Below are 24,810 nucleotides of genomic sequence, written 5' to 3'. Positions count from 1 at the left end.
AAGAACCTAAGCAAATTAACATACTCAACGTGTCCTTACTTTCCACATAATCCATTATATATCAATATAGTTATATTGTCAATATACATTTTAATGTTTTTTTAAACTATACTTAATTAAATATTTTCTAACCTTATTTAATGCAATATACCTATGAGATATAGAATTCTTATCCTCGCAAGAAACTTCCCCGAGTGTCTTTCTAAACACATCTACATAAAAAATCGGATCATATCCAAATCCATTTTTTCCTCTTTTTTCCTTTAAAATACTACCTTTTAATTCTCCTTCAAACTGTTTTTCTTCTCCCGATTCTAATATTAATGTTAAAACAGTCAAAAAACTTGAAGTCCTATGAGGATCATCTATATTCTCCATTAATTTCAAAACTTTATTATTATTTTCATCATCCGTAGCGTTATCCCCAAAAAACCTTGCACTCATAACGCCAGGTAATCCAGACAATGAATCTATAATGAGTCCACTATCATCACTTAATACACAAAAATTTTTATAACCAACTCTTAATAAATATTCATATATTTCTCTAGCCTTCTTATAAGAATTTTCATGTATTGTTTTACCATTTTCAACCACATTGATAAAAATATCTTCATCTTTTAAAGATACAATATCAAAATCTAAATCATTAAATATCTCCCTTATCTCTCTTACCTTATTCACATTATTACTTGCAATAATCATCTTAATAATTAAAACCTCCTTAAAACAAATAAGAATCCTCTATAGTGTTTACAATCTTGTTATTAATTCCATTATATTTTATGAAATAATTACCCTCATCTATAATTTCACCTATTACACTACATTTTATATTTTCCTTATCAAACGCCTCTAATATTTCATCCTTATATGTTTCATGCGATGTAAAAATCAAATTTCCAGAAGATATAAGTCGCAATACATCTTTATTTAACATCGAACATATCTCTCTTGTTAATGGGTGAACTTCTATATTTTCACAAAAAATCCTAAAACCATTTCTAGATGCATAGCTCATTTCAAATAATGCTCCAATAAGACCACCTTCTGTTATATCATGCATTGAACTTATATCGAAATTTCTAAGTATCATACTCTCTTTTCGTACGCTCAACCATTCTCTAAATTTTTTAATATCATCATAATAATCTAGACTCAATTTATCTTTAACTGTATCAAATAAAAGAATAGTTCCCTCTATGCCTAATGGCTTTGTAATAAAAATCAAATCCCCCTTTTTAGATGTTGATGTTCTTACAATATCATTTTCATTTCCTGTACCTATGATAGTTGCAGATATTACTATATCATTAACAACATTTGTAACTTCTGTATGTCCTCCTAAAATTTCCAAATCATGTTCTATACACTCACTATTTATTTCTTCCATTAAAATTTTAAAATCTTCAATCGTCTTATTAGGCGGAATTAATACAGTCAAAATAATTCCATAACCATTTCCTCCTGTTGCATATATATCATTTGAATTTATTATCACCGAAAATCTCCCAATATCCTTTGAAGTAAATGTAATTGGATCTGATGATATAAGCATCAAATTATCTTTAATTGATTTAATATCAATAATACAAGTATCCTCTCCAATACCTGATGCTAACAACGTACTCTTTTTCCTTATTCCAGTATAATTCTTGATTATGTCATCAAGATCATTTAAATTCAATTTTCCCATTCTCATTTAAAACACCTCTGAAATATTATAACATACATATTAATTAAAATTTTAATATTAGTATTTTGTAAATACATAATACAATATAATAATTATGAGGTGATTTTATGGATCAAAATCATTTAGGAAAATTTTTAAAATTAAATTCCCTTGAATATCCCTTGATTGAATACCAACTATTCAATTTTTCCAAAGAAAGCTTAAAACAAATACTCCTAAGCTCAAAGTGTGGGGAAATTATAAATGGAAAAGAATTTAAAAATAGGCCACCAATTACAGATCTTTTAAATACCAAACACATATATCCACTTGCATGTTTATACAAAAAAGCTAAGCCAAAGATAAAATCTGAAAATAATATTTACCATTGGAAACAAGAAAAAATTAAAAAAAATATTGATATACTAAGCAATGCATATATGACATTATCTATTTTAAACCTAGCCGAATACTACGATAAAATAATATATAATGAAAAAAAACGAAACGATATAGTTAAATTTTATGTATCGTGTGCTAAATATCAATTAAATTACTATCTTAACAATTTTAGAAATGAACTTGGCTTATTCGTAAATAAAATTACATTAGATGATAATAAAAATAAAGATCATAATATTACATTTAGTTCATCTGATTCGTCTTTTGAATTTTCAGCTCAGGCATACTTAATGGTTTGTTTCTATAAATGTTCAGTCTTCTTAAAAGATACAAGCCCATATAAACTTCCATTTTTAAACTTTTCAAAAGAAATTGAAAATATGTTTATTGAATTTAAAAATGATATATTAAATTATCCCAACAAAAAATCTATAGAATTACTTCAAGCTTTAATTCTGTATATAAATGTGGATAATTGCACAAATACTGCAATTATCAGTTTATCCTTAGATATAGTAGAAAATTTCTTCTCCAAGTACTCGCTATCATCAATATCCACATATAATAAATTTTTACTATACAACGTCCTTATAGAGTTAAAATCAAGTGTATTAAAACAAAACAATGACGCATTCTCTGAACAAAAAAAATTAATTTCAGAATACATTTGGGACTTAGACGAAATATTTTTGGATAAAAATTTATGTAAAAACGAGATAATAGACACCTATGATATCATAGCTTACGAGCTATATCTTCTAAAATTTAATAAACATGAATCTTTAAAATTTTATAATGATGTACTCATACCTTCAAAAATCTTCTCATCGTTTCCAAACATTCCAAAAAATTATGAGAGCGAAAAATACTTTCAATTTAATTATAAAGCCGAAAATATTATACCAGATAAATACTTTAAACCGTCATTATACAAGACTATGAGCGAATGTAACCTGACCCCCATAATATGTAAAAACATACACTTTTTACAAGATAAACATAAATTTTCAAAACCAAAAGTTAAATTCGATTCAAGAATAAACATGCGATTAATTTATCTAATGATATCAACATTAAAAAATATAATAATAAAAGCAACTAAGTAAGCAGAATAAAATTCTGCTTACTTAATTGCTCTTTAAATTAAAAATTATCTTGTTGCAACTGATAAAATGATTGTGGATGAGTACAAACAGGACAAACTTCTGGAGCATATTCCCCATGTTCTAAATATCCACAAACCCTACACTGCCATATAACATCTTGAGCCTTATAAAAAACTTCTCCATTTAATATGTTATTCTCAAGTCTTGAAAATCTCTTTTCATGAACATCTTCAATTTGGGCAACCATCTTAAACTTTTCTGCTAATTCCAAAAATCCTTCATCTCTAGCAGTATTTGAAAAATTTATATACATCTCTTTTGCTTCATAATGTTCATTCTTTATGCAAGTCTTTAAATTTTTAACAGTATCAGACAATTGTCCAAGATATTCACACCAAATTTCTGCATGTTCCCTTTCATTTAAAGACGTTTTATCGAATATAGAACCAATTTGCTCATAGCCTTCTCTCCTTGCTATATTCCCAAATAATTCATAGCGTACCCTAGCTTCGCACTCTCCCATAAATGCTTCCCATAAATTTCTTTCAGTCTTCGTTCCCTTAAGTTTATTTTTTATATCCATGTTATCCATAAATATATCTCCCAAAAATATATGAAACTTCAACTATATTATATGGATAACCATAAATTTTGACACAAAAATTATTTACTATTATATATCTTTCGAAATATATCAAACCCTTTATTTATAAAAAAACCTAAACATAAAGTATTAAAAATACTTCCTATACCTATTTTTGCCATAAACAATAACGAAAAAACTGCAAATATTAAATCCATTAAAATTTTAGCTTTAAAAATTGAAATATTAAACCTATTTTTTATGGACATAAATAAGAAATCATTAGGGTGAGGTGGATATCCTGGTTGAAGATATATAGAAATACCGATTGATAATATAAATACCCCAACAAAAAAAACTAAAATATTCATTAAAACACTATTAACTGGAACATCACTTATAAGTAAGTTCCAAAAATCAACAAAAAACCCAACCATAAAAGATATCAATAAACATTCAATTCTTGGGCGTTTTTTTAAAATAATACTAGCTACAATAATGGTAAATACTCCAACTATAAAACTAGATAACAATGCTGGAATATTAAAAATTTCAGAAATCCTTAGGAAAAGTGCATCTGAAAAGGATAACCCAAGATTTGATAAACTAATAATCCTTATACCTAAAGCTAATAAAATCATCCCACCAAAAAAGAATATTAAATCTCTTAAGTTTAATTTCTTAAGCATTTAGTAGCTAACCTCCATAAAATATTCAGATGTAGTGCTATTTTACTCTACGCTTATCACATATAATTCTTAATAACTTACACTACGAACAAAACTGTATTTTTAACGAATCTAAAATATTTTAAATAACGTACCATGTTTCATCATAACTTATATTTATTTGATCAATGTTGGCAAATTGCAGAAAATGCCAACATTTATTTCACTCTTAAATATTACCTACAATAGTTCAATATATTCTATGAGTAAATAAAATTATTAAGTAATACAATAAAAACATAACACTTCCCCAAATAAATAATATTACACAAATTATAGTAAGTCAAACATTGATATTTATAAAACCTCATCTAAAAGGTTTTATAATAACTTATAGTTGTTTACTCAATGTTTGCGAATAATAGTTGATGCCAACAAAAATAAAAGAGAGCTTAAGCTCTCTCTTTGATATTCTTATCAACTTCAATAATAATTATATTATTAACCCTCACTCTTATAAAAATTTAGGGCTTATTTAATTAATCAAATACAATTTCTTCTTCCACTTTATTATATAAATCGATTCTATTCTCTACGTCTATTCTACTAACTATCCACCCTCTAAAATGACATTGCTGTATACATTCTTGAATTCTATTAATAACGCTAACCTCCCTCAATGTAACAATAACACCAAATTTTAAATCCTTACCATTTAATCGTTCCTTTATTTTTACACTTATTCCCCATAATCCATTACCTATCTTATTTTTTGCCTTTTTATTTCTGCCTTTTATAGTTTTGATATTTTGCCTAATATGTTTTACATTATCCCATTTCCTATATAATCTCCTAGCAGCTCCAAATCATTAATTAAAAACTTTACAGCGCTTAGTCCAATTTAGAACCTCTTTTTATAGCTTATATGATTCAACATAATTTATTGGTTTTTGAAATTGGTAAGCATACCGAAATCATTGTTCAGCCGTCAAGTTATGTACCCTTAGCAAATTCGATCTATCTCAACCAAGCATATATCCAACCTAAACATACATCTTATAAAAAACAATTAAGTTAAACAGAAATATTTTATAAATTGATGTATTGCTTTCTATTTAACTTAATTTAGCCCGCCGAATTTAATATAGATGATATTAAGATTATTATTAATTTATATTTAAATTAATAAATTTCACAATCCGATAATATAATCCTAACTATTTCATGTGTTGTAAGTGACGGATTTTTTCTATAATATCTAAATCCCTTATACTCCATTTGTTGTTCGTCTTTTTTTAGATCTTCCATTATTTTATCAGCTCTTTTAACAGCCTTTTTAACATTATCTAAAGTTATTTTACTAAGACATTTTTTAAAATTTGTTTCTTGTTTGAATGTATTTATCGATTCAATTTTTTCATTAAACTGCCTATTTATAAATTCCAAATAGTCTCCAATATGAATAACACTTCTTTTAAACATAGTCTTATGTAATAACATCCATAGTTCTATACTTAAATTATTATATCCTAATACAAATTGCATACCCTTTTTTATATTCCTGCAGCTTTTAATATTAGATAATACATTTTTCTTAAAATACTCCTCATTACCTTCATAATCATATACAAAATAAATCACGGTATTCAAAGAAATACTACTATTTTTCTTAATAAAACTAGAAAAATTATTTCTTATTACTTTAATGTTTATACTAACTTTATATTTTACATCTTCACATAAATTAATAAATTGTTCGAGCCTCTTAAAATATAACTCTTCATCTTGACCTTCAACTAAAATCAAATATTTTTTTGTTTGTTTCCTATCCATAAATATTAATTCTCTTGAGTGAAAATAGATGTAAAATTAATATCTTTAACCGCTCCATACATACCTATAAAATAATTTTCTGAGTAATCTCTAGCCTTACGTGATTTATCAATTCCTTTAAAATATGACAAAGAATATAAAATACTATAATCCCCATCATTACGTTCTGTAAATTTTATTTCATCTCTTCTAAATACAGTATCCCTTAAAAATATTGGATTATGGGTGTTAAAAATCAATTGTGCATTTTTAATGTTAATTTCACCGTTATGGAAAATATTAATTATGTTTATAATAGCCATAGGATGAATAGATGCATCAAATTCATCAATAATTAAAGTTCCACCTTTTTTGATAATTAAATTTAATATAGGAAATAAATTCATAAACCTATTTGTACCATACGACTCAAAAATCACAGATTTTATAGCCTTTTTTTCTCCATTTGGTAAGGTTATAATGGAATATAAATCCTTGCTGTAATCACCTGTTTTAGTACTTAAATCATAAGTGTTCTTTTCAATAAATTCTTTAGCTGCTTGCTCCTCTATTGTACTTGTACAAACAGACATAGAAAAAATACCTTTAAGCATAGCTAACAATATATTTTGCTTAACTTCCATTTTATAATCTGCTATTTGCTTAGCAACGTTATCCATAAAATCAACGCCTGCAGTAATATTTTTACTAAAACTACGCTCTGTCCAGCCATCCATCCTGCTAGCAACAACAAATCCCTGAGAATAAGTTGATGTATTTGTAGATGTTATATCAGTAGCACCATCATTGTTTTGAGATGTTTGAGCACTTATCCTTCCGAAATAAGGTACTCTCGTATATAAAGATCCTGTTTGAGTGGATAATGATCTCGCTGCTTGCTCATTTGTTCCAACTGCAGCACTCCTTGCTAATTCATTTTTAGTCACATTTGGTATACGGTCTACATAACTACCAAATGCTTGTGGATTAAAAAGTTTTGAATCAAATCTCATAATACCTCCTAATTATTAAGTTTAAAATCTGGGTTATTAGACATATAAGACACTAACTCAGAGTACGTCATATTATTTACATCAACTGATTTAGATTCAGCTGTAGATTCGACAGGCTTTACACCTTTAACAGACGATGTATCATTATTAGCAAATAAATAAGGATCAGATTTCTTAATTTGCTTAATCTGATCCTCTAACCCTTCAATATTTCCATCTTTGTCAAATTTAAATTTATCAACCCCATCAAGTAAAGCTTTAACAGATCTAATATTCCGAGCACCAAAACTAGATAAGGTCGAATCTATTTTTGTATCTACTTTAAGTTTTTGCATCTCTAATTCATAATGCTCAGCCTTCTCTTTATTTTCTTTTTGTAAAGATTCAATCTGCTTTTTAAAATCTTCAATATTACCTGTAGATTTCTTAAGATCCTCCAATTGTTTATCTCTATCTTTTACATCAGATTCAAATTTCTTCTTAGCACTATTAACTTCATCAAACCTACTTTTTGGTATATACTCTTTAAGTTCTTCAAGCGATGCAGCCTCACACTTTTTCGCTATTTCGTCATCTAACCCTAATTTTAAAAAATCATCTTTCTTCATGGTAAAATCCTTTCAAAATCATTTTTTACCTGGTTCAGTCCAGTTCTTTTTGTCTTGTTCTTTATTCGCCTACAATACCAAAAAGGCATAAAAAAACACTGCTAAATAAACAGTGTTTAAAAATCAATACCTAAATCAATTAGTAGTGTTTACAACCAAAATAATATTTCCCCCGCTTCTTTTATAAACTCTTTAGCTTTAGCAACAAATGAATTGCTCTCTAAAAATTCAATTCCTTTAGGCTTAATTCTGATATTTTTGTTAATTTTAACATTCTCATTGATATCACCTATATATTTAATTTTAGTAATTCCATCAATATATCCCTCTTTATATAACTCTAGAATTATGTAATTCCAATACGAATCTACTATATCTACCTTTATAACATCTCTTAGATTCTCAATGTCTACATATGTGCCTTTTTTCAAACAACTATACAAATAAGATAAAAGCTTATATACAATCACATAATAATCATCTTTTGCCAAAACTACCACCCCAATACACAATCATATTTATATTACGAATCTCTCTTTTCTCTATGGATTATGGTAGGTGTCAGATCCTCTCTAGCCCAACGATCTGCAAGAGTTCTAGGTTTGTACTCTTTCCCAAACTGTTCTCTATAAGCAGCCCTCCAAACCTCTCTCTCTTGATCATTCAAGTTGCTCCAGTTTTTCCCACGTTGCCTAAAATACTCAGTAATATCAAACCAAGCTCTGCTCATTTGCTACTCCTCCACTTCTAAAAATAATCTTCCAAGTTCCATTTTCAAAACTCTATATTTTAAATGCCTGCTGAGTAATAATTCTGCTTCATCACCTACAGAACTATTATAGCCTATGTAAAGGGATTTAGTGCCGCTAGGAACCTTTATTTCTAACATAACTGGATTATTAAGTTGATCGGCAAAATCCTGAGCTATATATTCTAAAAACGAAGTGCTATAAAACACTTTAGCATCAATTATATCTCCAACCTTAACATCTTTATAATAATCCATCTTAGTTCCCCTGTAAACTATTATATCTTCGGATAATTCAAAGCGTTCTATAGAGTCATCTATATTTTTAACTTTATCCCAAATATCGTCAGATATATCGCCACTTTGAAGCGAGGCATTTATAACACTATAACCATCATCTGTATAAAATCGTAAAGTATCCTTTTCACTTTCCATAAACGCTTTGAAACACAAATTACTTAAATCCTGGAACCTAGTTAAATCACTAATAGAGATTGTCTTATAATTCTTCTCAGGAGGCTTTACTCCTTTAACGCTAACTCCATCAACATATTTAGCATGCCATTCCTTATAATTCATATCTTCTGGCACGTAATACACTGACTTACCATCATCACCACTTACTATTCTCTCACCAATCTCGTAATCGTCATCATAATAAGGTAAGATTACACTCCTGCAATTAGGATGGAAAGGAGGTGCATTTATACCAATAGACATATCCTTTGTATCAAATACCTTACCATCAAAATCTTGACAAACTAAGGATGTTTTATTATCAAGTACTGCTAGTATCGTATATTGCTCAGAACCAAGCTCCTTAAAGGCATCCCTCTGCGAAACTGTATGAAAAAACGCTAGCTCGGTCATCACCAACCTGCTAGCGTTAGCTTTAGTTGTATTAAATTTTTTAACAAGATTATTTATAAGATCCTTAGGAGGTTTGCCTAATAACACATTCTGATAAAAATAATATCAACTATACTGTTATCGTAATTACCTAATCCCTTAAGTCCAAAATGCACATTAACAAACCACAATAATTCTTCCAAAGATGCTTGGAACTCAGTTTCCATAGAGTTCGCATCTAATTCAATATCCGAATACATAGATAAAATATTCATCTGATTAGGAGTACCTGAGAGTCTTTCATCTTTAGCATCATAACCCATAGCATTCTCAATAATGGCTTTCTTAAACACATCTAAGAGTGTCCTATAATTATCTGCATTGATTTCAACCTGCAAGGCATCAACTCCACCACCATCAGCTCCAGACTCAGTCCTAACCTTAATAGCTCCGTAAGTAGCTAAGTTGCGTCTAAACTCTCCTAGATTTTCACCATCATAATTTTTAAGTATCAGGATTGTATTTCTTGCATCCTCTTCCATCTGATTCTGAAAATTAGATTCGATGAGATTAAGCCCATCTTGAAGGGTTTTGACCATTTTAATAAGAGGTATTTCTTTATGATTATATTTAAAAGATATTACAGGTATCTTATCCCACGTATAATGATTTTCCACGCCATCTACAACTCGTGTAAAATAATTATTATGATAAGGTTCAACGGGTTTTAAATTACCATTTGTATATTCATAATAATCAATCCCGTCAGGAGAATACACTTCCACTTTATCAACTGAACGATACATATTATTTTCAAAAACCTCGACGCTAAAACACCTAATTAAATAGTCTAATTTAGTATGCTCGTCATCTAACCAATGCAGTATAACCTCATAGGGCTTAAATCTCTTAAAATTAAGCTCTCCAAGATCATCATAATAGACAAATAAAAAACCTAGACCGCAATTAAGGGCATCTTCGGCAACATTTTTCAAAATCCTTTGAAATCGTTTATTAAAAATAGTTTTAAGCAAACTCAAATATTTTTTATTGTCACATTCAAGAGTTAAAGGCTTGGCAAGTAAATAATCAACCTTCTGGTTAACCATCTTTTTATACTGATTATCTACAATACGATTATTAGGTAGATTATCAACTTCTTTAAGATCTCCGTTATCCCCTATGACAGTCCTCTTACGCCTTAAAATATCATGATCTCCTCTATAATACCTTTCTCCATCAATCATTATCTTACGTTTAAGACTTGTCCTCCACCTTGCTATATCAAGCTCTACAATTCTTTTGTCCAACCAGCCACCTCCCCGTAGAAACTGATTATTGCATATTTTGCAGCAATCCCTTTTATTATTAATCAAAACTAAATATATCACCTCTTATAAACCCTTCTAGTGCGTATCTCATAGCATCCATCAAATGATTAAAATCATCAATAGGCTTATTAATCTTTTGACCTGTCCTCTTATCGACATCCCAAGTATAGTTGCTGATCTCCGTTACAAAATTCACACATTTGGGATGTATTACAATTTTAAATCCCTGTATATAATCAATACCGTTATTAACACTATCCCGACCTTTTCTAGCTCCTCTAATCCTATAGAGACCTAATACTCTAAGCCTATCAATAGATTTAGGTTCAGCACTATCAGCTATTATTCTTTCTTTTGCATACCCCTGTTTCAATATCTCATTATATATATCCTCATTAGACATACTCTTTTGGTACATCTCATCAAACACATAAATAATCTTATTAGCATTATCAATAAGTCCACAAAACAAAGCTGATGGATCATTGGTGTAACCAAAATCTAATCCAAACGCTGATTGTATACCTGATATTTTTAGCACTTCATTCAAATCAAAACTCTGCTCTACCCAATTATCATATACAAGTCCATCAACTATACCCCACTCACCTAATCCAGCGACTTTATATCTTTTAGGATTATTGATCCTCATAGTCTCAAACACTCTTAAATCAGATTTATCTAGCCACTCATTACACATATAATTTGTCGTCATAGCTAAAATTTCATCATCCTTAGTATCAAAAAACCTTTTCTTAATCCAATGCTTTTCATTCCAAGGATTTAGTGTGAGAGTTATTTGTTTAAATAAAAAAGGAGCAGCATCTAAGCTACCCCTTATAGATTCATACAAAACATTAAAATCATCTTCATTGCTGATCTCATAGGCTTCCTCAAGCCACATCCAACATAAATAACCAACCTCAACTGTGATCGATGTTACTTTAAATGGATCATCTAAACCTCTAAAATAAATCCTTTGCCCTGTAGGTATGTATATAATCTCCAAAGGACTCTCTTTAATATCAAAATAATCCTGTACACCTAATCTATTTATAGCCCATTTGAGCTCCGTAAAACAAGAATCCTTAAGCGTCCTATAAGTCTTACGTACAACTAATAGATTAGCTTTAGGGTGTTTCACAAGATTAACTATATAATATAAGGCCGTAGTCTTAGATTTCTTACTAGCTCTACTACCTTTAACAACTCTATACCGTCCTGTAAACTCCCAAAAATCCTTATATCCATTACCTACAACATCTTTTAAAGATATCAAATTAAAGGATCCTCCACTATAGGAGCCTCAAAAAGCACTAACGGGTCAATGTCTATACAATCTCTCTCATCCCTATTGCCCTTTAAATCCCATGCAACTGTATCATTAAGTATAGTCAACGTAGATTTAAATACATTGATATCCTGCAAAGGCTCAAAAACTGTATCTTTGTTTAACAAATGCCTAACATCATAAAATCTAACAGATCCATCGTTGAAGTAAACATACAACCCGTAAGACTCATTGGGAAATACCTGGCACACTTTTGGATAAAAATATGTAAAATCTAAATCTTGCACAGCTACGCACCTCCTAAATAAGTGGATTTATACGATTAAGAGGTTTATCCTGTCTAGCCAACTCCCAATTTTGCATTAGCTCATCTCTATGTATCTCACACCAAGCAAGCACAAGTTTTAGTTGCCTATTAGGTATATATCCTTTATCTATAACCCCATTTTGTATTAATACGGACGCTTTATAGCCAGCATACTCAACATGGAAATGTGGTGGATTATGTTCATTCCAGTTCATTGTTATTCTTATACCATAAAACAAAGATATCTCCGGCATTAAATCAACTCCTTCTCACACGAGTATACCATATATATTCAATTCAGGTAAATGCTCGCATGTCCAAATACAACACATAATATTCCAGATATACGCAGCACGATGATCTTCATCATCATCACCCCTCATGTACTTAAGATAATGCCTAGTACCACTATCAATATACACATTAGCTGGTATACCTTTTTGCCAATTATGGTCTCCATATTTAATTGCACCTAAGCCAAACCTATGACTAACATCCAACAAAACATTATATATATCTTCATTCATCTCTAATTTTAATAAATCAATAAGATGCTCTACTTCTCCCGATACTTTAAAATTATGTATTAAATTTAAAGGCTTATCCTCTTTTACATTAATCACAATATCAAGGGGTAGCAAATCGCATCTACCCTTACAATCATTGTCATCTCTTATAGCTCCACTTGCAAAAGTCCTCATAAGTCCTCCTTTATAACAACAGGTATAACACTATCAACCTTAAGTTTATCATTAAACATCCCATATCTCCTACCAAGTAACTCAGCAGCTTTCAATCTTTCTCTCTCATCTGGAGGTTTACTAATTATATTGGCAGATGAGCATCCATCACCAGTACCCTCAACAGCAACTACACAAGCTCTAGATTCTCCTCGCATAACAGACGTGAGATACTCAAGTACTTCTTCAAGTTCTGCTACTCTAGCACTCTTCATTTCTTGCATATACCCCGCAATGCGTGATTTTATCTCAGGTTTGCTCAGCAGCTCACTCCCAATCGAGTACGCAGTCTTTTTACTATATCCTGATCTAATTGCCGCTTGAGTTGCATTCAAATCAATTAGATATTCAATTATAAATCTTTCTTGCTTCTTAGTCATACCTCACCTCCTCGTTATCACAAATTTTCACATTCTAATTATCTCACAACGCAAGATGGAAATGATGGGAAATTTACGGAACTTTTTTAATATCTTTACTAAAATCACATTCCTTCTTTATTCACTTAAATACAAAAAGTGGTACTTGCTTAATAGCAATACCACTTCATAAACTTTTTTTATTTTTCATACCTTTTTAATCTATATAATTTATAATATTAATAAAGTCAACGGATTAAAAATATTGTAAAATTGTACTAAATTCCTTATGCCTTTGAATTAAACCTGCCCTCAATATGACAAGACTCCCACCTTTATATCAAACTTATTCCTTAGGTTTTATCTCGAGCTCACAGTCCAAAGCTTCAGCAACTTTTAAAATCATATTGAGTCAGGAACAACCTTCTTAGTTTCAAACCGAGCTATAACTGACAGCGGCATCGACAAAACATCCGCAAGGTCTCTCTGACTCCACCTCCTTGCCTTTCTATGTGCAATCAAGCAATCAATAAGTTCATCCATTACTCCCACCTTCATAAGGTATACTATCTATATATACCGCATCAGCACAAAGATCAACCACATTATCCTATACTTCATTACTATCAACTTCAGGGTCTACATCCCAACAAAATTTACGCCCATTCGATGAAAAATAAACCCTTCTGAAATTATCCCACTCCATAAAAGGTTCAAAAACAGTGTCCTTCAATAAAAAAGGCTTGCAATCATATAATCTAATCGATCCATCATCATAACTAAGAGTCAAAGTATAATCCTTATTCGGATTCACAGAAATTATCTTTTTAATTCCTGAAGCAAAATATTCAGCCACTTTTCTTTCCATACCTTTAGACATATAATAGTGCACATCTTTACTCAAAATAAAACCTCCTCTCTATATATATAGCCTCTATCTCAAAGGCTCTATTTTAAATAATGTTTTATTTTCTCTAGCTAATTCCCAGTTTTCGAGTAATTCTATCTGATGAAATGCCGCCCAACCCAAAAGCATTTTTAGTTGTAAATTTGGAAATTTTCCATCTCTAACTTCTAAGTTTAGAATATCAACACTAACTTCATAATCACTGTACGTAGCACGAAAATGTGGTGGATTATGATCATTCCAATTTATAGATATTATAATTCCTCTAAACCTACATATCTCGGGCATATCTTTAACTTCTTTAATTTCAATCTCTTTACACTTTATATAATAGCATATATGACATAATAAATATTTCATTTACATTCAATGCATTAAACTTTTTTCTTAAGTCCTATCTCACACAATTTAATCGCTTTATCGTGGATCTAACGGGTTCTTTTTTCACTTCGAACTAATATGTATATCTATAGATTTCCAAGGCTCAGAATTGAAATAACGCTCAATTAAGACTATTCTATGCATATTATCATCCAAACCATTAATAATATCAAAAGCTTTTTTCTTATCTTCTAGTAATCCTTTAGATTTATCAATTATAGTTTTCCCCAGGTCAACATAATCATCTACAATGCTATAAATACCATCTATATCCTTACTACCGCTAACTCTCTCCGAAATGTTTGATGTCGAAATTTTATCAAAAAACTTTTCCTTATACAAATTAATTTAGAGATTATTTATAAACATCCAATATAAGTCCTTGAATTTCATCAATAGTTGTAACTATATATAAATTATCCTTCTCTTCACCTATAACTTGATTAGTTAGATCCTTAAGTTTTTGATCTATGATATCAACTGTTAAATAATATCTCGAATTAAATGCATCTGAAAACTTATTTAAAGAATATATATCATCAAGTACTTTATTTAAATACTGCTTAACCAATCTTTTGTATTCGATAACATCATTGTATTCCTTAGTTGCAACCACCTTATTCCCCTTCTTTTTTATAGAGTCTAAAAGTTCCTTTAACTCTTTTTTAGACTTATCTGAAAACTTATTATCTATTTCACTGTTTAAATTATCAACCTTATTTCTATTTACCTTAATATTGCTCACTATATTATTTTTATTATCTTTAGATTTTAATCCAGATATCCTCATAAAACTATTACCTCACAATAATTAAACTCGTTTATTATGATTATCCTTTTTTTAATTTATATTTAAATTATTTTTTATAAACTAATAATTTTTGTACAAAATAAAATAATAATATTCTAAATACCAAACGGAGGTTAAAATAATGTGGCACTCAAAATCAATTGAAGATATATCAAAAACCCTAAATACAAATATAAAAACAGGCCTATCTAACTCCTGTGCCTCTAAACTTTTAAATGAAAATGGTAAAAACGAATTAACTGAAGGGTCAAAGAGGAGCCTAATCAAACTTATATTTGATCAAATAAATAACATTTTAGTCTACATTTTAATACTAACTGGTATAATATCATTTTTCCTCGGAGAGCCTGAAGAAAGTATAATAATATTCATTGTTATTATCTTAAACGCAACTATAGGAATCATCCAAGAAAATAAAGCTGAAAAGTCCCTTGAAGCATTAAAAAATCTATCATCTCCAAAAGCTATTGTTAAACGTGATAATAAAATTATTGAAATAAGTTCAAAAGATTTAGTGGTTGGAGACATTATTATACTTGATGCTGGCAGAATAATACCTGCTGATATTAGATTCTTTGAATGTGTGAATCTTAAAGTTGATGAATCTGCCCTAACTGGCGAATCTCTTCCAACAGAAAAAAACACTAATATAATCTCAAATAATGAATCTATCCCAATAGCAGATAGAAAAAATATAGGATATATGTCAACTATAGTTACATATGGACGGGGAGAAGGAATTGTAGTTTCAACAGGAATGAACACAGAGATAGGTAAAATAGCCTCTTTTCTAAATAACTCAAAAAATGAACTTACACCCCTCCAAAAAAAATTAAATATCCTTGGGAAAAATATTGGAATTCTTACAATTATAATATGTATTATCATTATGATTGTTGGGCTTATACAAGGTAATAAATTATTTGATATATTCTTCATCGCAATATCTTTAGCTGTAGCTGCCATACCCGAAGGTCTTTCTACTATTGTTGCTATAGTTTTAGCTCTTGGAGTACAAAAGATGATCAAAAAAAATGCAATCATAAGAAAGCTCTCATCTGTTGAAACCTTAGGATCTGTCAATATTATTTGTTCAGATAAAACTGGAACACTTACCGTAAATAAAATGACAGTTATAGAATATTTCATAAATAATTCAAAGTTTGACGCTCGAGAGTTTAAAAATGATGATAACACCAAAAAATTATTTATAAGAAGTATGACTCTATGTAATGATGCAAGTTACTCTAACGATGAAGAGGTAGGTGATCCTACAGAAATTGCACTTCTTAAATTCGCTGGCAAAAATATAGAAAATGATACCTTCAAAAGAATACGAGAGATACCATTTGACTCCGATAGAAAATTAATGACTACAGTAAACAATATTCATGATATTTTCTACTCATTTACAAAAGGGGCACTCGATAATCTTCTTAATCTATGTGATAAAATTTCCATAAAAGGTGAAATCGTAGAATTAACTGATGATATAAGAAACAACATACTAAATACAGCCGAAGAAATGGCAAATAGTGCATTAAGAACCCTTGCATTTGCATACAAAGAAATTATAAATTTAACTAAAGATAATTATGAAAATAACCTAATATTCCTTGGAATGGTTGGAATGATCGATCCTCCTAGAAAAGAGGTCAAACAATCCATAGAAATTGCAAAAAGATCAGGAATAAAAACAATTATGATTACCGGTGATCATAAAAATACAGCTTTTGCCATTGGCAAAGAACTTAATATAGCCAATGATATTAGTGAGACTATGCTTGGATCTGAAATAGATAAACTAACAGATGATGAATTAAATAATAAAATTAAAAACGTAACTATATTTGCGCGGGTTTCTCCAGAACATAAAGTTAAGATCGTTAGGGCTCTAAAATCAGTTGGAAATATAGTATCTATGACTGGAGATGGAGTAAATGATGCACCTTCACTTAAAATGGCCGATGTTGGTATCGCTATGGGTATAACTGGAACGGATGTTTGTAAAAACGCATCGGATATTATACTTACAGATGATAATTTTAAAACTATAATTACAGCAGTTGAAGAAGGAAGAAACATATTTAACAACATAAAAAAATCTATAATATTTCTATTAACATGTAATCTTGGAGAAATATTAACAATTTTTATATCAATTTTATTTAAATTTCCAGTACCATTAAGTCCTATACATTTATTATGGATAAATCTAATAACAGATTCTCTACCTGCTCTTAGCCTTGGCGTTGATACTTACGACAAAAATATAATGAATAATAAACCCAGAAAAGGTAACAAAAATTTGATTTCAAAATCAAATATAATTAAACTAATCTTAAATGGATTCATAATTGGAATTGTAAGTATAACATCCTTCTTAACTAGATATAAAAAAGTAAATCTCATATATGCCCAAAGTATGGCATTCATAGTTTTATCATTTTCTCAATTATTTCTATCTTTAAGCATACGCTCTGAAAAAGAATATTTATTTAAGATAGGATTATTTTCAAATATGAAACTCATTTACTCAATATTACTTGGGGTAATTATACAGATAATTTTAATAAAAATCCCATCATTTAATTCATTCTTCAACACTCAAAATCTAAGCACAAATGATTGGATTATATCAATAATCTTATCTTTAATACCATTTATAATAAGCGAATTATTAAAAGCTTTTACCCATAAAAAATAAAAGAGAGTAAGAAAAATTCTTACTCTCTTTTATTGTACATTAGTCGGTTCCATTGATGGTTGAAATTCTTCTGAACGCGGTGGTCTTTGTCCTCGTCCGCCACTTCCTCGTGTTATATTTGTTGTAAGAAGATTATCAATCGTAATGTCTATACTCTCTGTACCTGATACCAAAGTATATTTTTCATTTAATTTTAAACTTGGATGAGTTATAAATATAGAATTATATGTTTTTGGAGCCTTCCAAGAAACTATAACATTGGAATTCGAATCCTTAAGTTCCACATCATTCCCATTACCATTCGATACATTATAAGATATACTTGGTTGACTGGAATTCTCATTTAAATTTTGATGCATAGGAGACCCCCCAACACCAATCAAAATTCCACCATTTATCGTAATATTGCCATCATAATCAAGTGCATTCTCTCCATTATCTGATTTAGATGATACCAAAATATTACCATTATTAATTGTTATATTACCATTTGAATCAATACCATCTCCTTGAGCATCTATAACTATATTACCATCATTAATTGTTATATAAACATTCTCATCAGCCATCATTGGTCCTCTCCCTCCTCCATTTCTCATCATTCCATCATTTGGGGGTGCAGGATTATTATTTAAAGTATTGGTTACATCAGTACTATTATTTCCTTGTGGCAAATTACGCCCACCTGCTGGTTCATTACTCGTTACATTAGGATTAGATGCATTAATACCATCATCACTTGATGAAATATTAATATTCCCTCCATTTATAATTACCCTATATCCTTCAATACCTTCATAAGATTCCAAAATATTTATGTCTCCTGAATTAATTACAGCTTCAACGTCTGCATGTATTCCATCATCATCTGTTTTAATATTGAAAACACCATCATCTATAACAACACTTCCTGTTGCATTCATAGCATCCTGCACACTTTCAATTTCAAAATTACCTCCAGCAATATAAATATTCCCCTTCTCTAGCTCTTCCTCATTTTTACTCCTAATTCCTTGACCATTTGATTTTATATTAAACACTCCTCCGTAGATTCTCACAGAATCTTTACCAGAAAGACCTTGATCTGCAGATACTATGTTAAATATACCAGAAACAATATTTAAATCATTTTTAGATACTATAGCATGCTTATAATTAGAAGTCAGATTAAGTTGACCATTACCATTTATAGTTAAATCATCTTTACTGAATATAACCCCATCAATATTATTATCATCTATATTTATGTAATTATCTCCACCACTCAATGTATTTATAGTTCCCTCTTTCAAAGTCATAACAAGCTTATCTGCACTCTTAACATAAATAGCTGTACTAGATTCATTATGGATATTAACACCATTTAAAACAATTCTAACATCCTCTGTTTTATCAACATCAACAATTATCTGACCATTCTCCAAATTTCCATCTATAATATAAGTACCAGCTTTATTAATAGTAACAGTTTTATCTTTAACCAAAACTCCATCACCACTAAAATTTATCTGATCATTTAATAAATTAATTTTAGTAGAAGAATTCTCATCATAATCAATTTCATAATCTTTAGACTTAAGTTCCTTACTTATCACAGATTGAGTAAGTGTTGTTACACCTGAAGCTGTACTTGGATTTGTTGGCGTCGAATTTGTTGAAGAACCATTAGTATTTTCACTTGATACATTTTGAGATGAATTAGTGGCTGAACTAACACTATTAGTCGCACATCCACTAAATGTAAATAATAAAATACCGGCCATAACTGCTTGCATTAATTTATTAGATTTTCTCATAATATTATAACTCCTCCCTAGAAGGTAAATTCTTACCAATCATAATCTCTAAATTTCCATTCCTACATCTGATATCATCAATCATCTGTTTCTCATTTATAGAATTTTTTATAACTACTTTATACTCTATCTTAAATAAACTCCCCATATTAATACTTCTAACTTGATAAATCTCCCAGTTCTTTAAATATTTAGTAAATATATCATCAAAAATATTTGTATAATCAAGCGATTCAGGAATAGTTATCTTAAGTGTCTTTTGGCGTGGTGGACCTTCACCGAATTTTGTCGCATTCAATATAATATTTAAAATCCCCATTACAATGACAAATAAAACAGCAACTCCAATATATCCCATACCAGTTGCAAGACCAACTGCCATAGCTAGAAATATACTAATTATTTCTTTAGCACTCCCAGGTGCTGATCTAAATCTAACGAGTGAAAATGCTCCAGTAACAGCAACTCCAGCCCCTAAATTACCATTAACAAGCATAATAACCAATTGTACAATAGCAGGCATGAGTGTTAACGTTACTATAAACCCTTTAGAATAAACGTTTTTAAACATATATATATAAGCAATACAAAATCCAAGAACAAGTGACACAGCCATACAAATTAAAATATTTTTACCTGAAACACTACTCGATGCGTTCCCAATCAAAATAGAATTAAAAAACCAATCAAACATTCCATCAACACTCTCCTTAAATTAAATTTTTTAACAAGCAAATCCACCAATATATGGAGAAACACTCCCAATACTGTTTCTATACCCTTCTTTAATTTGATAAGCAACACCATACTTAGAAAAAGAAATAGGATAAATACCTAAATCATTTAAAATTCTACAGAGCCAAAGAGGCATTCCACCAGTAATCTTTATTTCCATCAAATATTCATCTTCTCTAATTACCCTATCTCCCCATATTCCGCTTTTAAGATCAAGGCAATCATCTCTATATAAAATATTTTTATCAAAAGTAATCCTTAAATCATCATCATAAATACCTCGCATAGCAATTCTATCATAAGAAATATACATCTTAGGCATTATACTTTTATAATAATTTAATACCCAATCTATCTCTCTAATTACTTGAGTATCACTTTCAGGATAATTATTAAAATAAAGATAATTTTCCGCATCATATATATTCATTTTTTCACGTCTTTTATAGACAATACCATTATACTTTTTCTTAAGTTCAATAAACACATATCCATCTTCATCTGGAACTCCGTAACTCCTCATTCTGAGCTTTTCCTTATAAACTGGCTTATCTAAAGAATTTCTTATTAACTCAAAATTCGGTGTATCAAAGTATATATTACATATACTAGATCTTGAAAAAATATCGTCTTCCATCTGACTTTCAAAAACATCCATTAAACATGAATACTTTTCCTCATTTAACATATACTTTTTTTCATATCTCATAAAAGTTTTCATTAAGCTCACTCCTCTATGTAATGAAGTATGTATAATTAACCTTAAATTAACTTTAAAGATATAAATAATCAAAAACAACAAAAGGAATATAACACTAAAAATTAATATGAGAACCATTTTGCAAAAAAATAAATCCCAAACTCTATAAGTCTAGGATTTATAATAAAATATCCAAAAAAAACTTAAAATAATGCACTCAATCAACTGGATGTGTACCATCACTATATTTGTAATAGAGATTGATATTAATTTATCTTATTGAATACTATATTAAAACTTATCTTACCATCCTTATAAAAGGCATCTATCTTTCCTTTATGATGCCTAACTATAGAATCAGCAATAGACAATCCAAGTCCATATCCTCCAGTATCACGCGATCTTGAATTATCCATTCTGTAAAACCTATCGAATAAATAATCCATATTTCCATTTATTCCATTATTAAAGGTATTAGAAACACAAAACTCTATTTTTCCCCCTTTATAATTTAAAAACACCTCAATCTTTCCACAATCATCACAGTATTTAATCGCATTATCAATCAAAATGGAAACTAAATCACGTATATATTCTTCACTGCAATTAAACATTAAATCCTCATCAATATTTCTTATAATTTTTAAGTTTTTAGTATTAGCATAGACTTCAAAGTCATTGACTATTTCTGAAACAATTTTCCCAAAATAAACTTCTTTTCTATCAATTCTAAAATTATTTTCATCCATTTTAGATAAAGATAATAGCCTCTTAACCAACCCATCTAAACGTTTAACTTGATTTATAGTACTTTTTGTCCACTCATTTTCCCCATTGAATATCTCTATAACTTCAGTATTAGCTAAAATTATTGCAAGAGGAGTTTTAATTTCATGACCTGCATTAGTTATAAACACTTTTTGCTTTTCTATGTTATCTATAAATGGTTTAATTGCATATTTAGATACAAAATTCAAGATAATACCAAATATACATACAAATAAAATAACCACAAACATAGATATGATGGCAAAATCAACTGATTTAGATATATCATTGCTAGAATCTACAAAAGAAACAAGTTTATATCCATACATATCTGAAACTAAAAACTTATAAAATCCTTTATATCCTTTATATCTATTTGAATTTATAACATTCTCAGCCAAACTTTTAGCATCTAGAATATCTATTGAATCATTATTTCTAATATTTACAAGAATACTTCCATCATAAAAAATTTTTACAGAAAAATATATGTTATGAATTGGCACTCTTTTATTGTAATCATTTTTATTAATAAACCCATAAAAATCATATATATTTTTAGGCTTAACATCCTTAAATTCTCTGGGTAAATTCCCATCATATTCTTGAATCAAACTCAATAAAGAATCTGACTGACGATTAATATTTATAATATTAATTAAATTTAAAGTAATTACAAAAATAAATAACACTAAAAATAATGTTGTTGTCGTAATCAACATAAATTTGCGTTGCAATCTATCAACCATTAGTTCTCACTCTTATTTTCTAATTTATATCCTATGCCTCTAAAAGCCTTAATCTCCACAGGAGAATTAATTGAAATAAGCTTCTTCCTTAAATAAGAAATATAAACCCAAACACCATTAATTTCAGCTTCAGAATCATATCCCCATACTTTACTCATAAACTTTTCAGTAGATATTATAACATTAGGATTGCTCATAAGCATCTCAAGTATTTGATATTCTTTATTACCAAGTCTAATACTTTTATCTTCATATGATAATTCAAAATTTTCCTTATTTAAAATCATGTTATTAAATTCCAAATTATTTGATACAATTCCCTGCTTACGTCTAATAATAGCTCTAACTCTAGCCAAAAATTCTTTAATATTAAAAGGCTTACACATATAATCATCTGCACCCAAATCCAGTCCTATAACTCTATCATCTATTTCTCCCTTAGCTGTTAATATTAGTACTGGTACATCTATATTTTTATCTCTCAGACCCTTCAAAACATCTAATCCATTAATCTTAGGCATCATAACATCCAAAATTATCAAATCATACTCGTCGTTTAATGCCCAATCTAAAGCATCTTCACCATTATACACAGCATCAACTGAATAATAATTATGTTTTAAAACAGCTACAATAGCATTTGAAAGTTCTTTTTCATCCTCAGCCAATAATATTCTCATAAACAAACATCCTTTATAAACTCATATATACGATTATATCACTTTAAACTTAAATTTACATAAAAATGGCTCGGAATAAAAATTCCGAACCATTATTTAAATGTATAATAAATTTTTTCAAGTTCTTTCTTAGTAAAACCAGTATACTTAATAATCTTATTTAACTCTTCCTTATTTTTCATCATCTCAACTGCAAACTCTACCTTTGCCTGATTTTTGCCTTTCTGTATCATTTTACCAGAAATTTCTCTTTCAACATCACTAGATGCACTTTTTATTCCCTCTTCAAATATCATTTTTCCAATCTTATACATCTTTACCTCCTTCTTTATTTTATACATATCTGATTCATCCAAAAAACACTCTGCTAAAACTAAAATTATTATAATTATACTGTGTTTTTTTTTTGTATTTAAATCATTAGCTACTCGTAATCCTTCAAGTATCAATGTTATTTTTTCCCTCTTTGAATACATATATGGAGTAAGGGAAAGTATCAAATACTCTTCATCAGTAAATTTCTTCTTTTTAGATGCCTTAGCGGACAATCTCATTAAAATCTTATCTCCATTAAAACAATCTAAATACACATCTGTATAAAAAAACCTTAAAGAAGTAAATGCCATATTTTTTACTATTTTACGAGACCTATGTGGATAAACTAAAACTAATTCATAATCATACTTATTTTCATATATAAGAAACGATGAATACACCAAAAATTTATATATATCATTGTAAAAATACTCTTTTTTGAACTCAAAATGTACAATTTTATTTTTTTGAGTCATCATAGTAAAATTAAGCACTGCATCTTTTATGTAAAAACTATCTTGTTCTCTCCTCTTTACAAACTTACATTTATATGGAAAACCCAAAATTTTAAGCTTAGTATCCTCAAAGATATCTATTATAGCATATTCTATTAATTTATCCAAAATATTAAGTCCCATAACAATCAATACTTCTCCCATGAAATTAAAAGGCTATAATATATTTTGTGAAAATCAATAAATTTATATACTAATTTAAACTCATTACTTATTAATTTTTAGGAAAATAATTTAATCATTGAGTACAAAAA

General features: G+C 29.0%; 30 protein-coding genes. 2 read left to right on the top strand and 28 right to left on the bottom strand.

What is annotated here, in order from left to right; genetic code table 11:
- Window positions 1-90 precede the first annotated feature (90 nt).
- Together rdgB and SFBM_RS02090 are read right to left on the bottom strand one after the other, a co-directional pair.
- A complete protein-coding gene (rdgB, locus tag SFBM_RS02095; RefSeq protein WP_005806936.1) occupies window positions 91-705 on the bottom strand; it encodes an RdgB/HAM1 family non-canonical purine NTP pyrophosphatase in 615 nt (204 codons plus the stop codon).
- Window positions 706-724: 19 nt separating this feature from the next.
- Window positions 725-1,702, bottom strand: a complete 978-nt coding sequence (locus SFBM_RS02090; RefSeq protein ID WP_005806938.1) for an AIR synthase-related protein — start codon at window positions 1,700-1,702, stop codon at window positions 725-727.
- A gap of 101 nt (window positions 1,703-1,803) precedes the next feature.
- On the opposite strand from SFBM_RS02090, the gene SFBM_RS02085 reads away from it, so the two are divergent.
- The gene (locus SFBM_RS02085) at window positions 1,804-3,183 is read left to right on the top strand and encodes a hypothetical protein (protein WP_014017858.1); all 1,380 of its coding nucleotides are present in this window, start codon (window positions 1,804-1,806) and stop codon (window positions 3,181-3,183) included.
- Window positions 3,184-3,220: 37 nt separating this feature from the next.
- On the opposite strand, the gene rbr is transcribed toward SFBM_RS02085, so the two are convergent.
- The 20 genes from rbr to SFBM_RS01990 all read right to left on the bottom strand — a co-directional run bounded on the left by rbr (window position 3,221) and on the right by SFBM_RS01990 (window position 15,570).
- The gene (gene rbr, locus SFBM_RS02080) at window positions 3,221-3,775 is read right to left on the bottom strand and encodes a rubrerythrin (RefSeq protein WP_014017857.1); all 555 of its coding nucleotides are present in this window, start codon (window positions 3,773-3,775) and stop codon (window positions 3,221-3,223) included.
- A 71-nt stretch (window positions 3,776-3,846) separates the two neighbouring features.
- On the bottom strand, window positions 3,847-4,455 hold the full coding sequence (locus SFBM_RS02075) for a YczE/YyaS/YitT family protein (RefSeq protein WP_005806943.1): 609 nt from the start codon (window positions 4,453-4,455) through the stop codon (window positions 3,847-3,849).
- Between the two features lie 518 nt (window positions 4,456-4,973).
- Window positions 4,974-5,114 (bottom strand): hypothetical protein, encoded by a 141-nt coding sequence (locus SFBM_RS07975; protein ID WP_005806945.1) that lies wholly within the window; start codon window positions 5,112-5,114, stop codon window positions 4,974-4,976.
- Window positions 5,115-5,616: 502 nt separating this feature from the next.
- Window positions 5,617-6,267 carry an RloB family protein gene (locus SFBM_RS02070; RefSeq protein ID WP_005806947.1) on the bottom strand — a complete coding sequence of 217 codons (651 nt, stop codon included), beginning with the start codon at window positions 6,265-6,267 and terminating at the stop codon, window positions 5,617-5,619.
- A gap of 5 nt (window positions 6,268-6,272) precedes the next feature.
- Window positions 6,273-7,259 carry an AAA family ATPase gene (locus tag SFBM_RS02065; RefSeq protein ID WP_005806949.1) on the bottom strand — a complete coding sequence of 329 codons (987 nt, stop codon included), beginning with the start codon at window positions 7,257-7,259 and terminating at the stop codon, window positions 6,273-6,275.
- Between the two features lie 8 nt (window positions 7,260-7,267).
- Window positions 7,268-7,867 carry a phage scaffolding protein gene (locus SFBM_RS02060; protein ID WP_005806950.1) on the bottom strand — a complete coding sequence of 200 codons (600 nt, stop codon included), beginning with the start codon at window positions 7,865-7,867 and terminating at the stop codon, window positions 7,268-7,270.
- 149 nt (window positions 7,868-8,016) lie between these two features.
- On the bottom strand, window positions 8,017-8,367 hold the full coding sequence (locus SFBM_RS02055) for a YjcQ family protein (protein ID WP_005806954.1): 351 nt from the start codon (window positions 8,365-8,367) through the stop codon (window positions 8,017-8,019).
- 23 nt (window positions 8,368-8,390) lie between these two features.
- Window positions 8,391-8,597, bottom strand: a complete 207-nt coding sequence (locus SFBM_RS02050) for a hypothetical protein (protein ID WP_005807519.1) — start codon at window positions 8,595-8,597, stop codon at window positions 8,391-8,393.
- Window positions 8,598-8,600: 3 nt separating this feature from the next.
- A complete protein-coding gene (locus SFBM_RS02045) occupies window positions 8,601-9,572 on the bottom strand; it encodes a minor capsid protein (protein ID WP_242821634.1) in 972 nt (323 codons plus the stop codon).
- The gene (locus SFBM_RS02040) at window positions 9,563-10,774 is read right to left on the bottom strand and encodes a phage portal protein (RefSeq protein ID WP_014017855.1); all 1,212 of its coding nucleotides are present in this window, start codon (window positions 10,772-10,774) and stop codon (window positions 9,563-9,565) included. The genes SFBM_RS02045 and SFBM_RS02040 overlap by 10 nt, the downstream gene beginning before the upstream one ends.
- Window positions 10,775-10,832: 58 nt before the next feature.
- Entirely contained in the window at window positions 10,833-12,074 is a 1,242-nt protein-coding gene (locus tag SFBM_RS02035; protein ID WP_007440545.1) for a PBSX family phage terminase large subunit, read from the bottom strand.
- The gene (locus tag SFBM_RS02030) at window positions 12,071-12,373 is read right to left on the bottom strand and encodes a DUF2442 domain-containing protein (RefSeq protein ID WP_005806964.1); all 303 of its coding nucleotides are present in this window, start codon (window positions 12,371-12,373) and stop codon (window positions 12,071-12,073) included. The genes SFBM_RS02035 and SFBM_RS02030 overlap by 4 nt, the downstream gene beginning before the upstream one ends.
- Window positions 12,374-12,386: 13 nt before the next feature.
- The gene (locus tag SFBM_RS02025; protein ID WP_005806966.1) at window positions 12,387-12,647 is read right to left on the bottom strand and encodes a DUF4160 domain-containing protein; all 261 of its coding nucleotides are present in this window, start codon (window positions 12,645-12,647) and stop codon (window positions 12,387-12,389) included.
- A 15-nt stretch (window positions 12,648-12,662) separates the two neighbouring features.
- The gene (locus SFBM_RS02020; RefSeq protein ID WP_005806968.1) at window positions 12,663-13,094 is read right to left on the bottom strand and encodes a dATP/dGTP diphosphohydrolase domain-containing protein; all 432 of its coding nucleotides are present in this window, start codon (window positions 13,092-13,094) and stop codon (window positions 12,663-12,665) included.
- Window positions 13,091-13,513 (bottom strand): terminase small subunit, encoded by a 423-nt coding sequence (locus SFBM_RS02015; RefSeq protein ID WP_005806970.1) that lies wholly within the window; start codon window positions 13,511-13,513, stop codon window positions 13,091-13,093. The genes SFBM_RS02020 and SFBM_RS02015 overlap by 4 nt, the downstream gene beginning before the upstream one ends.
- Before the next feature lie 381 nt (window positions 13,514-13,894).
- Window positions 13,895-14,035, bottom strand: a complete 141-nt coding sequence (locus tag SFBM_RS02010) for a helix-turn-helix domain-containing protein (RefSeq protein WP_007439762.1) — start codon at window positions 14,033-14,035, stop codon at window positions 13,895-13,897.
- A 67-nt stretch (window positions 14,036-14,102) separates the two neighbouring features.
- Window positions 14,103-14,396 carry a DUF2442 domain-containing protein gene (locus tag SFBM_RS02005; RefSeq protein ID WP_007439761.1) on the bottom strand — a complete coding sequence of 98 codons (294 nt, stop codon included), beginning with the start codon at window positions 14,394-14,396 and terminating at the stop codon, window positions 14,103-14,105.
- Between the two features lie 30 nt (window positions 14,397-14,426).
- On the bottom strand, window positions 14,427-14,759 hold the full coding sequence (locus SFBM_RS02000) for a DUF4160 domain-containing protein (protein WP_005806979.1): 333 nt from the start codon (window positions 14,757-14,759) through the stop codon (window positions 14,427-14,429).
- An 84-nt stretch (window positions 14,760-14,843) separates the two neighbouring features.
- Entirely contained in the window at window positions 14,844-15,122 is a 279-nt protein-coding gene (locus SFBM_RS01995) for a hypothetical protein (RefSeq protein ID WP_014017853.1), read from the bottom strand.
- A gap of 13 nt (window positions 15,123-15,135) precedes the next feature.
- Window positions 15,136-15,570, bottom strand: coding sequence for a YaaR family protein (locus tag SFBM_RS01990; protein ID WP_005806984.1), 435 nt, complete (start codon window positions 15,568-15,570; stop codon window positions 15,136-15,138).
- Window positions 15,571-15,712: 142 nt separating this feature from the next.
- On the opposite strand from SFBM_RS01990, the gene SFBM_RS01985 reads away from it, so the two are divergent.
- Window positions 15,713-18,298 (top strand): cation-translocating P-type ATPase, encoded by a 2,586-nt coding sequence (locus SFBM_RS01985; RefSeq protein WP_014017852.1) that lies wholly within the window; start codon window positions 15,713-15,715, stop codon window positions 18,296-18,298.
- A 29-nt stretch (window positions 18,299-18,327) separates the two neighbouring features.
- Here the strand turns inward: SFBM_RS01985 and SFBM_RS01980 are convergent, their stop codons facing one another.
- The 6 genes from SFBM_RS01980 to SFBM_RS08125 form a co-directional block, all read right to left on the bottom strand.
- Window positions 18,328-20,094, bottom strand: coding sequence for a carbohydrate-binding domain-containing protein (locus SFBM_RS01980; protein ID WP_014017851.1), 1,767 nt, complete (start codon window positions 20,092-20,094; stop codon window positions 18,328-18,330).
- Window positions 20,095-20,098: 4 nt separating this feature from the next.
- The gene (locus tag SFBM_RS01975) at window positions 20,099-20,788 is read right to left on the bottom strand and encodes a DUF4956 domain-containing protein (RefSeq protein ID WP_005806990.1); all 690 of its coding nucleotides are present in this window, start codon (window positions 20,786-20,788) and stop codon (window positions 20,099-20,101) included.
- A 30-nt stretch (window positions 20,789-20,818) separates the two neighbouring features.
- A complete protein-coding gene (locus SFBM_RS01970) occupies window positions 20,819-21,550 on the bottom strand; it encodes a polyphosphate polymerase domain-containing protein (RefSeq protein ID WP_014017850.1) in 732 nt (243 codons plus the stop codon).
- Between the two features lie 245 nt (window positions 21,551-21,795).
- Window positions 21,796-23,046, bottom strand: a complete 1,251-nt coding sequence (locus SFBM_RS01965) for a sensor histidine kinase (RefSeq protein ID WP_005806994.1) — start codon at window positions 23,044-23,046, stop codon at window positions 21,796-21,798.
- A complete protein-coding gene (locus tag SFBM_RS01960) occupies window positions 23,046-23,726 on the bottom strand; it encodes a response regulator transcription factor (RefSeq protein ID WP_005806996.1) in 681 nt (226 codons plus the stop codon). The genes SFBM_RS01965 and SFBM_RS01960 overlap by 1 nt, the downstream gene beginning before the upstream one ends.
- Window positions 23,727-23,818: 92 nt before the next feature.
- Window positions 23,819-24,679: a hypothetical protein gene (locus tag SFBM_RS08125; protein WP_014518675.1), complete on the bottom strand. Its 861-nt coding sequence runs from the start codon at window positions 24,677-24,679 to the stop codon at window positions 23,819-23,821.
- Window positions 24,680-24,810: the final 131 nt, after the last annotated feature.

Origin of the sequence: Candidatus Arthromitus sp. SFB-mouse-Japan, from assembly GCF_000270205.1 — a bacterium.
Lineage (GTDB): Bacteria > Bacillota > Clostridia > Clostridiales > Clostridiaceae > Dwaynesavagella.
The sequence above is the reverse complement of the archived record's forward strand: the minus strand, read 5'-3'. Positions and strand labels throughout refer to the sequence as shown.